The organism is Rhodococcus sp. NPDC055112 (assembly GCF_053607505.1).
Window position 1 is genome coordinate 1 of the sequence record NZ_JBSGTR010000095.1, and the last position, 12,846, is coordinate 12,846.

13 protein-coding genes are annotated in these 12,846 nt (G+C 69.7%); 5 read left to right on the plus strand and 8 right to left on the minus strand.

Annotation, left to right across the window (positions count from 1 at the left end; all coding sequences use genetic code 11):
- Positions 1-50: 50 nt before the first annotated feature.
- Positions 51-692 carry a 50S ribosomal protein L25/general stress protein Ctc gene (locus ACWFRB_RS25460; RefSeq protein WP_452644000.1) on the minus strand — a complete coding sequence of 214 codons (642 nt, stop codon included), beginning with the start codon at positions 690-692 and terminating at the stop codon, positions 51-53.
- A gap of 305 nt (positions 693-997) precedes the next feature.
- On the opposite strand from ACWFRB_RS25460, the gene ACWFRB_RS25465 reads away from it, so the two are divergent.
- Entirely contained in the window at positions 998-1,477 is a 480-nt protein-coding gene (locus ACWFRB_RS25465; RefSeq protein WP_452644001.1) for an FABP family protein, read from the plus strand.
- Between the two features lie 169 nt (positions 1,478-1,646).
- Here the strand turns inward: ACWFRB_RS25465 and ACWFRB_RS25470 are convergent, their stop codons facing one another.
- On the minus strand, positions 1,647-2,816 hold the full coding sequence (locus tag ACWFRB_RS25470; protein WP_452644002.1) for an aminotransferase class V-fold PLP-dependent enzyme: 1,170 nt from the start codon (positions 2,814-2,816) through the stop codon (positions 1,647-1,649).
- 166 nt (positions 2,817-2,982) lie between these two features.
- Between ACWFRB_RS25470 and egtA the strand changes: the two genes are divergently transcribed.
- Genes egtA through egtD form a run of 4 tightly spaced genes read left to right on the plus strand, consistent with a single transcriptional unit; the run spans position 2,983 to position 7,294 of the window.
- Positions 2,983-4,218, plus strand: a complete 1,236-nt coding sequence (gene egtA, locus ACWFRB_RS25475) for an ergothioneine biosynthesis glutamate--cysteine ligase EgtA (RefSeq protein ID WP_452644003.1) — start codon at positions 2,983-2,985, stop codon at positions 4,216-4,218.
- Positions 4,215-5,567 carry an ergothioneine biosynthesis protein EgtB gene (egtB, locus tag ACWFRB_RS25480; protein WP_452644004.1) on the plus strand — a complete coding sequence of 451 codons (1,353 nt, stop codon included), beginning with the start codon at positions 4,215-4,217 and terminating at the stop codon, positions 5,565-5,567. Before egtA ends, egtB begins: the two co-directional genes overlap by 4 nt.
- Positions 5,568-6,326, plus strand: coding sequence for an ergothioneine biosynthesis protein EgtC (gene egtC, locus ACWFRB_RS25485; protein WP_452644005.1), 759 nt, complete (start codon positions 5,568-5,570; stop codon positions 6,324-6,326).
- A complete protein-coding gene (gene egtD / locus ACWFRB_RS25490) occupies positions 6,323-7,294 on the plus strand; it encodes an L-histidine N(alpha)-methyltransferase (protein ID WP_452644006.1) in 972 nt (323 codons plus the stop codon). Before egtC ends, egtD begins: the two co-directional genes overlap by 4 nt.
- Positions 7,295-7,344: 50 nt before the next feature.
- On the opposite strand, the gene ACWFRB_RS25495 is transcribed toward egtD, so the two are convergent.
- The 6 genes from ACWFRB_RS25495 to ACWFRB_RS25520 form a co-directional block, all read right to left on the minus strand.
- Positions 7,345-7,473, minus strand: a complete 129-nt coding sequence (locus tag ACWFRB_RS25495) for a hypothetical protein (protein WP_452644007.1) — start codon at positions 7,471-7,473, stop codon at positions 7,345-7,347.
- 165 nt (positions 7,474-7,638) lie between these two features.
- Complete coding sequence (locus ACWFRB_RS25500) at positions 7,639-9,330, minus strand: cutinase family protein (protein ID WP_452644008.1); 1,692 nt, start codon at positions 9,328-9,330, stop codon at positions 7,639-7,641.
- A gap of 124 nt (positions 9,331-9,454) precedes the next feature.
- Positions 9,455-9,943 (minus strand): N-acetyltransferase family protein, encoded by a 489-nt coding sequence (locus ACWFRB_RS25505; protein ID WP_452644011.1) that lies wholly within the window; start codon positions 9,941-9,943, stop codon positions 9,455-9,457.
- 55 nt (positions 9,944-9,998) lie between these two features.
- The gene (locus ACWFRB_RS25510) at positions 9,999-10,649 is read right to left on the minus strand and encodes a hypothetical protein (RefSeq protein ID WP_077042586.1); all 651 of its coding nucleotides are present in this window, start codon (positions 10,647-10,649) and stop codon (positions 9,999-10,001) included.
- A gap of 194 nt (positions 10,650-10,843) precedes the next feature.
- Positions 10,844-12,073, minus strand: coding sequence for a serine hydrolase domain-containing protein (locus ACWFRB_RS25515; RefSeq protein WP_452644009.1), 1,230 nt, complete (start codon positions 12,071-12,073; stop codon positions 10,844-10,846).
- Positions 12,074-12,113: 40 nt separating this feature from the next.
- Positions 12,114-12,755: a DUF2461 domain-containing protein gene (locus tag ACWFRB_RS25520; protein ID WP_452644010.1), complete on the minus strand. Its 642-nt coding sequence runs from the start codon at positions 12,753-12,755 to the stop codon at positions 12,114-12,116.
- Positions 12,756-12,846: the final 91 nt, after the last annotated feature.

The following is a 12,846-nucleotide window of genomic DNA, read 5'->3' on the forward strand; positions in this document are numbered from 1 at the left end:
ATGGCGCGCCGTTGACGTTAGCGCTGCACTGATGTGTGCGGTGGAGCGACTCAGGCCTCGGCGGACTCGGCCTCGGCGGCGGTCTCCTCGGCGGGGGCCTCGGCGCCCTCGACGCCCGCGCCCTCGGCCTCCATGGCCTCGGCGGTCGGGGCGGCAACGATGTTGACGATCAGCAGCTCCGGGTCACCCTGCAGGGTGGCGCCCGCGGGCAGGGTCAGGCCGCTGGCGTGGATCTGGCTGCCGACGGCGAGGCCCTCGACGGAGACCTCGATCTGCTCGGGCAGGTTCATGGCGTCGGCCTCGACGGAGACGGTGGAGGCGTCCTGGGCGATCAGGCTGCCGGCCTCGGCCTCGCCGGTGACGATGACGGGCACCTCGACGGTGACCTTCTCGCCCTTCTTGATGACCAGCAGGTCCGCGTGCTCGATGTAGTTGCGGATCGGGTGCACGACGACCGACTTGGTGAGCGCGATCTGCTCCTTGCCCTCGATGTCGAGGGTGAGGACGGCGTTGGTGCCGTGGGCGCGCAGGACCTTGGCGAACTCACGGGCGTTCAGCGCGAGGTGGCGCGGCTCTTCCTGGTGGCCGTAGAGGACCGCGGGGACCTGGCCGTCGCGGCGGGCGCGGCGTGCGGCACCCTTGCCGAACTCGGTGCGGACGGCGGCTTCGAGGCGATTGGCATCGGTCGACATGGGGAAACAGCTCCTACGGCTCACATCAGATTTGATTCGGTGGCATTGCGGTGATCTCGACGGGGGCGGACGAACGCGCACGGCCCGGAGCGCAAACTGCTCGAAAGGTAGCCGTAGCCGCGTCGATCACGGTGAGCCAACGAAGTGGTTCACCCTCGCCGAGACAACGCAGGCCAGCATACCGGAGTTGCGTGACCCCCCGCCAATCGGCCTCGACACGCGTGCTGTGCGCAATCGAGCGGGGGTCGGGGCCTGCCGATAGGTTTGGACGAGATCGAAGAACACGACAACTCCCGGGAGCACCGATGACTGACGTAACCGCCGCGCTGGCGCCACTGGGCGTGCTCGCCCCGTTCGCCGGCCACTGGGCGGGCTCCGGCGAGGGGCACTACCCGACGATCGAGGATTTCGCGTACGACGAGCAGGTGAACCTGACGCCGATCGGGAAGCCGTTCCTGACCTACCTGTCCCGGACCCGCAAGCCGGGCGGCGGCCCGCCGATGCACACCGAGAACGGTTACCTGCGGCTCACCGGAGGGGACAGCGTCGAGCTGCTGGTCAGCCAGCCAACGGGATTCGTCGAGATCCATCAGGGGGACGTCCGCGACGGGGTGCTCGAGATGACGGCGCTGACGCTCAGCCGGTCCCCGAACGCCAAGCCCGTGCACGAGATCCGCAGGCGCTGGGTGGTCGCGGGCGATCTGCTCACCTACGACATGTGGATGGCGCACGACACGACGCCGCTCACCCACCATCTGCACGCCGAGCTGCGCAGGCAGGACTAGGGCGCGTCTCCCAAATCCCCATTCGGCGCCCCTGGCGCCCGATCGCCGCCCTGCTGTGTTGTCGTCGTCGCCGATACAAACCCGGTATCGGCTCCTCCTCCGCCTTGCCGGACAACGATCGTTTCACCAGGCGCATCCGGAAGGATTTGAGAGACGCGCCCTAGCCCGGCTACAGCGCCGCGACCGCCTCGACGAGCCGCTCGAGGTCCTCGAACGAGTTGAAGCAGTGCGGCGACGCCCGCACCACCGCCTCCAGGTCCCGGTTGCTCATGTCCACCAGCGTCGAGCCGCGGCCGCTGACGGTCACCGTGATGTCCTTGGCGGCCAACGCTTCCCGCACGGCCGCCGGGGCGACCCCGTCGACGGTGAAGGAGACGATGCCGCTGCGGGTGCGGCCGAGATCGCGCACCGTCGCACCGGGGACCGTGGCCAGCCCTGCGCGCGCGGCCTCGGCACGCTCGGACACCGCGGCGCTCACCTCGTCGATCCCCAGGTCGAGCAGGTAGCGGACCGCCGCGCCGAGGCCAAGCCTGCCCGCGACGCTGCACTCCCAGAACTCGAACCGCGACGCGTCCTCGGCCATCCGGTAGCCGTCGGTCGCCGTCCACTGCGCGCCGTGCAGGTCCAGCGCGGCGGGTTCCAGGGTGCGGGCCAGCTCGGGGCGCACGTAGAGGAATCCGGTGCCCCGCGGGGCCCGCAGCCACTTGCGACCCGTCGCAGAGAGCGCATCGACGCCGAGCGTGGCGACGTCCACCGGGATCTGGCCGACCGACTGACAGGCGTCGAGCAGCACCAGCGCGCCGACGCCGTGTGCCAGGTCAGCCACCTCGCGGACGGGATTGATCAGCCCGCCGTTGGTCGGTGCGTGCACCAGCGACACCAGCCGCACCCGCTCGTCGAGCATCCGGGAGAGGGCGTCGAGGTCGATCTCCCCGGTCGGCGTGGACGGGACGACCTCGACGACCGCGCCGGTCGCACGGGCGCGCTGCAGGGCCGCGATGGCGTTGCTGGCGTACTCGACCTCGGTGATCAGGACTCGATCACCGGCGGCGAGTGGCACCGCGTAGAAGAAGTCCGTCCAGGCCCTGGTCGCGCTCTCCACCAGCGCGAAGTCGCCTGCCTGGGCGCCGAGCAGCTCGCCGAGCGCGGTCTTCACGTCGGCCAGGTCGGCGGCGCGCTCCCCGGCGGCGAGGTAACCGCCGATCTCGGCCTCCCGCCGCAGGTGGGCGGTGACCGCCTCGAGCACCGGCTCGGGGGACAGCGACGACCCGGCACTGTCGAGGAAGACCTTGTCGAGGCAACCGGGCGTATCGCGGCGCAGGCGTTGCTGATCGAGCATCTTCAGACCTCCCGGCTGACTGAGCTGGCGTTGTCTGTCGGACAGTACCGTCGCCGCGGTCGGCGCGACGGGTGCGCGATCGGCGATCGCGGTTTAGTGTCGGTGACGGTCTCTATTGTCGAATTCGTACTTGCCGAACACGCGCCGCCGACGATCGGAGAAGCTGATGGCGATGGCAGTGGATTCGCGCCGGCTCACCACCCGAGCCGCCGCGGAGGCGTACGTCGGTGGTGTCTGTTTCAAACTCGGCCCACCCCGGCTCATCGGTGCCGAACTGGAATGGCTGACCGCTCGTGACGACCCCGCGCGGAGCAGGCCGGACCTCGGCGACGTCGCCGCTGCGCTGGGGCCGCACGCACCGACATCGATTGCCCCTTCTTCACCCGCTCTGAGTCTGCCGAGCGGAAGCGCCGTCACCATCGAACCCGGCGGCCAGATAGAACTCTCCAGCGCGCCCCTGTCCTCGGCCGAGGACCTGTGTGCCGCGCTCGCCGCAGACGAGGCGGTCCTTCGTCGCCTGCTGAGGGCGGCGGGCATCACCGTCCATTCCCGTGCCGCCGACCGGTCCCGCCAGGCCGAGCGGCTGCTGCGACTGCCCCGGTACCGGGCCATGGAGGAACGGTTCGACGGGATCGGTCCCTTCGGCAGGCTGATGATGTGCAACACCGCGGCCACCCAGGTGAGCGTCGACGCGGGGGCGGACCCGGCCGAGGTGGCCGCCCGCTGGCGGTTGCTGCACGACGCCGGGCCCGCGTTGCTCGCGGCCTTCGCCTGTTCGCCTCGGCTGCGCGGGACACCGGACGGCGGGTGGGCCTCGCAGCGGATGCGGACCTGGCTGGAGCTCGACCCGGAGCGGACGCAGCCGCTGTACACCGCCGATCCGATCGCCGACTACGGCAGCTGGGCGCTCGATGTGCCGCTGCTCTGCGTGACCGGTGGGCGAGGCGCGGATTCCGACGGCGACTGGTCGGCGCCGCCGGGAGCCACCTTCGCGGACTGGATCGCCGGGGCACTGGACACCGAGATCGACAGGCGCCCGGACCTTGCCGACCTCGACTACCACCTGACCACGCTGTTTCCACCGGTCCGGGCCGCGGGCCATCTGGAGGTGCGGTACCTGGACGCACAGCCCGGCGATCTGTGGCGCGTGCCCATCGCGGCGCTGGCCGCGCTGCTCGGCGACCGGGGCACCGTCACGGAGGCCACCGCCATCGCGGCGTCGACAGCTGGGCGGTGGCGCGACGGCGCCGAGTTCGGGCTTCGTGACGGCGAACTGCGCCGCGCCGCAAGCGAACTGCTGTTCCTGGCCGCAGCGCAGTCGTCCCGGTTCGAGGAGGAGCTCGCGTCCGCGGCCGAGCGATGTTGCCGTGGAGTGACCCCAGCAGAGGAGTACCACCGATGACCGCAGGCCCCTCGACCCGCGCAACGGCACCCGAGACCCCGACGCCCGAGGCCCTGCGCGCCCAACTCGCGACGGTGCTGGCCCGCGCCCGCGCCCGCAGCGCGGCCCTCACCGACTGCGTCGACGAGTCGGAACTGATCGCGCAGCACTCGCCGCTGATGAGCCCGCTGGTGTGGGACCTCGCGCACATCGGCAATCAGGAGGAGCTGTGGCTGGTTCGCGACGTGGGCGGCCGCGAACCGGTGCGCCGCGACATCGACGAGATCTACGACGCCTTCAAGCATGCGCGCGCGGACCGGCCCGCCTTGCCGTTGCTGAACCCGGAGGAGGCGCGCGGTTACGTCGCCGAGGTCCGGGACAAGGTGTGGGACATCCTCGACCGTTCGCCGCTGGCGGGCAGACCGGTCGAGCGGGACGGTTTCGCGTTCGCCATGATCGCCCAGCACGAGCAGCAGCACGACGAGACGATGCTCGCCACCCACCAGTTGCGCAGCGGCCCAGCGGTCTTGCGCGCCGTCCCGGCGCCGGACCCAGTGCGTGCGGTGACACCGGCCGAGGTGGTGATCCCCGGCGGTGAGTTCACCATGGGCACCTCGACGGACCCCTGGGCGCTGGACAACGAGCGGCCCGCGCACACGGTGAACGTCGCGACGTTCGCGCTCGACGTCGCCCCGGTCACCAACGGGCAGTACCGGGAGTTCATCGCGGACGGCGGGTACGAGCGCGCCGAGTTGTGGAGCGAACGCGGCTGGGCGCACCGGCGGTCGGCCGGCCTGACCGCGCCGCAGTTCTGGGAGCGCGACGGTGCGGGGGAATGGTGGCGGAGGTCGTTCGGGACGCTCGCGCCGCTGAACCCGAACCAGCCGGTGGTGCACGTCTGCTACTTCGAGGCGCAGGCGTACGCCCGGTGGGCGGGCAAACGGCTACCCACCGAGAGCGAGTGGGAGAAGGCCGCCCGGTGGGACCCCGCGACCCGCCGATCTCGCCGATACCCCTGGGGCGAAGAGGAACCCGGCTCCAGCCACGCGAACCTCGGGCAACGGCACCTCGAACCCGCCGGTGTCGGGGCATACCCGCGCGGCCGGTCCCCGCACGGCGTGGATCAGTTGATCGGCGACGTCTGGGAATGGACCTCTTCGGACTTCCTGCCCTATCCGGGTTTCGCGGCGTTCCCCTACCGGGAGTACTCGGAGGTCTTCCACGGCGGCGACTACAAGGTGTTGCGCGGCGGCTCGTTCGGCACCGACCCGGTGGCCTGCCGCGGCACGTTCCGCAACTGGGACCATCCCGTGCGACGGCAGATCTTCGCCGGGTTCCGCTGCGCGCGCGACGTGCAGGAGAGCGCCTAGATGTGCAGGCATCTGGGCTATCTGGGCCCACCACGGGGGGTGGGCGAACTGATCACCGCCGGATCGCACAGCCTGCGTGACCAGTCCTGGGCGCCGCGGGACATGCGCCGGGGCGGCACGATCAACGCGGACGGATTCGGCGCGGCGTGGTGGCAGGGTGAACCGGGATCGCCGGACGGGGTGCAGGCGTACCGGAATCCGGTGCCGATGTGGGCGGACCCCGCGGTCGACGGGGTGCTCGGTCAGGTCCGGTCGGGTGCCGTGCTCGCGGCTGTCCGCTCGGCGACCGTCGGCATGCCGCTCGAGCGCGCCGCGTGCGCCCCGTTCACCGGCGACGGGTGGGCACTGAGCCACAACGGCCGGATCGTTGGCTGGCCGGATTCGATGGCAGGGCTCGCCGAGTGGTTGCCTGCCCTTGAGCTGCTGCGGATGCCTGCGTTGACGGACTCGGCCCTGCTGTGGACCCTGGTGCGGCGCCGACTGGATGCGGGCACACCGGCCGCCGCTCTGGCGTCGGTCATCGCCGACGTCCTCGAGGCCGCGCCGGAATCGCGACTGAACCTGTTGTTGGGCAACGGGACGACGTTGTGGGCGACGACCGTCTACCACTCGCTGTCCGTGAAGGTGGACGAGCTCAGCGCGATGATCTCGTCCGAGCCGATCGACGACGACCCGGGCTGGCAGCCCGTACCGGATGGGCACCTCGTCGAGGCGCGACCGGGACACCTGAACATCACCGAGTTGGGAGATCACCTATGAGCGAACCGACCCTGGAGATCCATTTGGCGCCGGAGCAGTTGCTCGGCAACCTGCGCGAGGACGCCCTGATCGGGCTCAAGTCGACACCGAAGTGGCTGCCACCCAAGTGGTTCTATGACGCCAGGGGTAGCGAGCTGTTCGAGGAGATCACCAGGCTGCCCGAGTACTTCCCGACCCGAACCGAGAGGGAGCTGCTTCGCGCGAGTGCCGTGGACATCGCGGAGGCCACCTCCGCGCAGATCCTCGTCGAGCTCGGCTCCGGTTCCTCGGAGAAGACCCGGTTGCTCCTCGGTGCGCTGACCGAGCACGGAACGCTGGAGCGCTATGTGCCGCAGGATGTGTCGGAGGCAGCGTTGGAGTCCGCCGTCGGGCAGCTCGCAGGAGAGTTCCCGTCGCTGGCCGTGCACGGAATCGTCAGCGACTTCACCGACACCCTGCACAACCTGCCGCGGGGCGGCACGAGGATGATCGCGTTTCTCGGCGGCACCCTCGGCAATCTGGTGCCCGACGAGAGGGCCGAGTTCCTGGCGTCGATCGCCGAGGTGCTCGACGAGGGTGAGCAGCTCCTGCTGGGCGTCGGACTGATCACCGACCCGGCGGTGCTGGTTCCTGCCTACGACGATGCGGCGGGGGTGACCGCACAGTTCAACCGGAACGTGCTGTCCGTGCTCAACGAGCAACTCGGCGCCGACTTCGATGTGGATCGGTTCCGGCACGTGGCGCTCTGGGACGAGACGAACGAGTGGATCGAGATGCGGCTGGAGGCCGCCGAGGCGATGAGCGTGTGCGTACCGGGCATCGGCCTGGACGTGCAGTTCGACGCGGGGGAGCAGATGCGCACCGAGATCTCGGCGAAGTTCCGGGTCGAGGGCATCGGCAAGGAGCTCGACGCCGCTGGATTCGGCAGCGATCGGGTGTGGACCGATCCGGACGAGCGTTTCGCGCTGATCCTGGCGGACAAGAAGTAGAACCAGCGCCGGGCCCACACGGTGTTCGTGTGGGCCCGGCCCGCCACGGCCTAGGACTGAGAGTTGAGGAACAGTCCCAGTCCGATGACGGCGCCGGCGCCGGTGAGCAGTCCGGCTCCGAGCCCGGCGACCTTGGCAACGGTGCCGAGCATGGCGAGGTCGGCGTCGGAAGATCCCATGGTGTTCTCCTTATGGCGGTTGTGAGTGATGCACGTCTCAGTGCGCCGCCATTGTTGACAGAGAATTCGGTCGGCCCGGCCACCTGTCTCGGTGAATGAGAGTCCGAAGTGGACGTCGCCCAGTGGGATTCGCCTCCGAAGGCGACGACCACCGTCGTGATGCGGCTATCCGGCGGCCGGGCTCGGAGGCGGTGTGGTGGTGGTCGGGACCGTGGTGGTTGCCGCCGCCGTGGTGGGGGGCGTGACGGTGTCCGTCGCCGCGTCCTGCGAGTCCACCGGGGCGGCGGCCTCCACGGTGGGGACCGCGCTCGGCGTCGCAGTGGGTGTCGTTGCCGATCCGGTTGTCGTCGCCGCCGGTGATTCGGTGGGTGCCGTGCCGGTTGTGGTCGGCGCGGCGGACTCCGTCGCCGTGACGGTCCCTGCCACGGGCGCGGTGCTCGGTGCCGTCGGCGCGGACGTGGCCGTGGCGGTGGCCGACGAGAGCGCGGCGGCCAGGCTTCCGGCGTCCGGCTTCGCCGACGGATCGACGGGTTGACCGTTCTGCGCCTGCTGTGCGAGATGCGTCAGCCACGCCGCCGCGTACTCGGCGGAGGTCAGCGGCTTGCCGTTGGCGGCATCGTTGTCGCGCCAGTAGTCGAAGTGGTGGCCGACGTCCTTGGCGAGCGTCAGCTGGTAGGGATCGCTCAGGACGACCGGGATGGTGTTCTGGTTCGTCGTGATGAGTCCGATGATCTCCTTGAACACCTTCTGCGGGAGGTATGCCAGCGGGGACATCTCGTCGGCGGAGATCGACTGGGCCTTCGCCGGGGCCTTCGCGGCCTCACCGGGCTTGTACGACGGGGAGGACACCGTCAGCAGCACGTCGAGGAAGGTCTGGTCGCCCTTCATCCAGTCCGGCTGGGACCGTACCTCCGCGAATGCATTGAACGCGATCTGGCTGAGCGCGACCGCGACATCCTGTCCCGTCGCAGGTGTGAGGCCCTCACGCTCGAGGGTGTCGACGTTCAGCTGTCTGCCCACGTTGATCGCGAGCTGCAACAGCGAGATGTTCTCCGGCACCGCGCAGGTGAAGTCCTTCTCGGAGCAGAACGAGGCGACCTTGCCGCCCAGCGCTCCGAAATCGTCGCCGCCGGTGTCCGGGAGCGCGCCCTGCCCCGTGGTCGGGTTGGTGCCGTTCTGGAACTGCCGGTCGAATCCGTCCGGATTGGCGAACGGGTTCTTGGCCCCGGGGAACGGTCCCTGGCCGTTCGCCCGGCCGGCATCGGCCAGGATGACCACGCCGACGACGTTGCCCGGATTCACGATCCCGTATTCGCCTTTGGTGTCCGCGTCCTGATGGCCGACGTCCATTGCGACCCGCCGTGCGACGTCCGCGCCCTCGCTGTAGCCGACGACGGCGAACTTCGTGTCGGGGCACGCCACCCGGATCTCGCGCATCACCGATTCGGTGTTGGCCACGCCCTTGGCGACGGCCTCTTCGTAGCTGCTCATGTTCGCGGGGTAGGCAATGTAGACGGCGGCGTACGCCTTCGGATCGACGACACCGTTCGGTGCGTTGATCACCGGATCGACCCAGTGGCTGCTGTAGTCACTCGACAACGCGGCAGGCAGGGCCTCGCCGTTGGGCCCGACCAGCATCTTCGTGGTGCCCGCCAGCGGGGTGTCATTGCGGCCCGCGATCGAGACGGTCACCATGTCGTGGCATTCGGTCACCGACGACGTGAGTTCGGTGTCCGCGGTGCGGGGCGCAGGGGACAGGGCCCACGTCAGCCCGAGTATCGCCGTCACCCCCACGGCGGCAGGCACGATGGCCGCCGAGGCTATCCGATGTCGTGCGATGAATCCGCGAACTGTCATGTCGTCTCCCCATTCCGACCAACGATGCACGCGTCGGTACTACCCCCCGAGCGGTGCTCACATCACCAGATACATCGTGACACGAGACGGAAGTGCTACACCCGGGTCGGGCCGATTGATTCTGCTACAGCGTCAACTGCATGAAGGTCATGTCCAGCCAGCGCCCGAACTTCATCCCGACCTCGGGCATCACGGCGACCGTCCGGAACCCGAACCGCTCGTGCAGCGCGATCGAGGTGGTGTTGCCGGACTCGATGCTCGCCACCATCACGTGCACACTGCCCGCCTTGGCCCGCTCGATCAGCGCCGCCATCAGCTGGGACGCGATGCCCTTGCGGTGGTGGTCGACGTGCACGTACACCGAGTTCTCCACCGTGTACCGGTACCCGCTCTTGGCTCGCCACACGCCATAGGACGCGTAACCCGCCACCCGGCCGTCGGATTCCGCGACGAGCACCGGATACCCGGCCCGGCGGCGGGCCTCGAGCCACTCGCGGCGGTCCTCGACGTCGACCGTCTCCTCGTCCCAGATGGCGGTGGTGTTGAGCACCGCCTCGTTGTGGATCTCGAGAATGCCGGGCAGGTCGTGGTGGTCGGCGTCGCGGATCAACAGGCTCACCGCCTCATCGTGCCGCACCGGGCAGACCCGCCGCATCGGGACCGGCGGGTCAGCCGTCGATGCCGCGGCGGGTCTTCTCCAGCGCGGCCAGCATGCGCAGGATCGAGGCCTTCTGGTTGCCGAGGTCCGTGAGCCGCGCGCGGGCGGCCAGGCCCTGGCCGGCCTCCGCGACGGTGATCTGCTCGTCGACCGACGCGAGCTGGTCGAGCAGGCCGGTGACGCGGGCCTCGAGGGTAGCCATGTCGACCGTGGTGGTCGGCGCCGACGCGGCAGGGGTCGAGGCCGAGGAGGCGGCCTTCGGGGCGGCCGTGCGGCGGGGTGCGGGCGCGGTCTCCGCGACGACCGCGGCGGCGCGCGGCCGCAGGGCCTTGCGGACCAGCGCCGGGTCCGGCGGGGTCTCGAGCTTGATCTGGTTCAGCACGGCGCGGGCGTCGCGGGCGGTGACGCGCCACTCCCGCTCTTCCTCGTCGTCGGACTGCAGCGTGCCGCCGAGCGGGCGCAGTCCGTACATCCCGAGGAAGCGCCGGGCGCCCTCGATGATCTCTTCGTTTTCGCGGCAGGTTCCGCAGCGCGGCTCGTTGCGGTACATGTCAACCGACTCCGCGTCTCCGCACCAGACGCAGGCTCCGGGGACCCATCGCCTGGCCGTCCGCATCGTCGTGGTTCCGGACTGGCCATCGAGTGTCTGCGCGTCAATCACGACGCATGACAATAGGGCAGAGCGAAGTGGCCCTCGACACCGGCTGGCAACCAACCTGCGGTTCTGCATTCCGGCGTGATCAATCTCATGTTCATGTCCCGGCGCGGCGCGCCGTGACGTGGTCAAACGCTTGCCGCGCAAGAGGTTCCGGCACCCGTCGGGCCGTCGAGCGGAGCCGGTCGACGGGCCGCGGGTCACCGCTGCGGCGGGGGCGGAGGAGCGTCGCCTGGGGCGAGCTGGGCGCCGATCTTCCGGAAGATCGATTCGGCCGCGTTCTTGTACAGGCCGGCCTCGTCGAAGGCCTCCTGGTCGTAGGTGACGGCGACGGCGATCGCGACCTTCTTCGAGGGCAGGTAGGCCTCCGCGGCCGCGTACCCGGAGAACAACGGGTTCTGCATCAGCCAGTCGCCGGTGATGATGATCCCGAGCCCGTAGGTGTAGCCCTCCGACATCGTGGTGCAGGTCGGGCACCCGGGCAGGGTCGTCGTCTTGCCGCGCAGGTCCGTCGACACCATCTTCTGGTACGACTCCTCGGACAGGAGCTTGCCGGTGCCGATCGCGACCGCGGTGTCGTGCATGTCGGAGATGTCGGTGGTCTGGACGGCCCCGCGGGTGATGGTCCAGGACGGGTTCCAGTAGGTGGATTCCTCGTAGAACGGGGCGCCCGCCGGGATCTTGAGGGCCTCGCGACGCTCGGAGCTGAAGGCGTGCAGGGCGGGTTCGGCGATGGCGGCGGTGCCGGGATCGGTGGTGTTGGTCAGCCCGAGCGGGCCGAGCACCCTCTCCTGCATCAGGTCCGTCATCCGCTTGCCGGTGATCTTCTCCAGCGCCAGCCCGAGGATGACGTAGTTGGTGTGCGCGTAGTTCCAGTTCGTCCCCGGCTCGTAGAGCAGCGGCTTGGCGGTCGCGGGGGCGATGAGTTCCTCGGGCGTCCACCTGCGGAAGGGGTCGGCGTAGATGGCCGCGTCGAACTCGGTGGCGCCCAGGACATAGTCGGGGTAGCCCGAGGTCATCTGGGCCAGCTGGCCGAGCGTCACGAGGTCGCTGTGGGGGATGTAGGGCAGCCAGGTCGACACCTTGTCGTCGAGGCTCACCTTCCCTTCGTCGACGAGCTGGAGCAGCAGGGTGGAGACGTAGGAGATGGCCACCGCGCCGTTGCGGAAGTGCATGTCGGTGGTGGCGGGCACGCCCGTCATCGACTCCCCGACGGCCTCGGTGAGGATCTCCCTGCCGTCGACGGTGGCGCGCACGATCACCGACTTCAGGTGGCTCTCGGCCATGGCCTCGCGGACGATCGTCTTGACGGCCTCGGTCTGCGCCGGATCGGCGGGTGACGGGGGTGGCGAGGAGGTGTCCGTCGAGGTGCACGCGGCCACGAGGCCGACGAGGCTCACGAGCACGAGAACGCGCCGAATCATCGCCATAGCTGATCATCGCAGATCGGGCGGGCCGGCCTGGTGGTTTCTAGGCCGGGGCCCCGACCACATCGGTGGCCCATTCGACCAGGGGCCGCAACGATTCCCACGCCTTGCGGACCTCGGTCGCGGTGCGCTTGGTGTCGAGCCACTTCGGTGAGGCGTACAGGCGACTGGCCGTCAGCGACTTGTGACGGAGCAGCTCGATCCGCGGATGCTCGACGGTGAAGCCGCGTGGCGTCGTCTTGAGCCGGTCGCCGCCGATCTCGAACTTCGCGGCCTCGAGGTCCCGGGTGATCGTCTCGAGCTGTCCGCCGCGGAGGTCGCTGTCGACCGCGGCACGGAAGCGTGCGACCCGATCCGGGTCGGCCTGATAGAAGCCGCCCGCCACGAAGAGCCCGCGGGCGTCGAGTTGCACGTAGTAGCCAAGGGCGGGTCCCACCGCGCAGAAGCCGCCCTGATGCGTCTTGTACGGCGACTTGTCCTTGGCGAACCGGACATCGCGGTACGGGCGGAAGAGCTTGGCCTGCCCGAAATCGGGCTCCAGTTCGGCGAGCAACGCGGCCATCGGCGCGTGCACGGTCTCGTCGTAGACGGCCTTGTGCGCCGTCCACCAACTCTTGCTGTTGTCCGCCTCGAGGTCCTCGTAGAAGTCCAGGGCGGCGACGGGGAACCCGGAGAACGCGGTCATGTGAAAAGGCTAGCGCCTGTGCGCGGTTGACGGGTCCAGGGACTCCAGAACCGGTCACAAGCGCGAAGCTCATGGGCGCGGCCATCGTCGG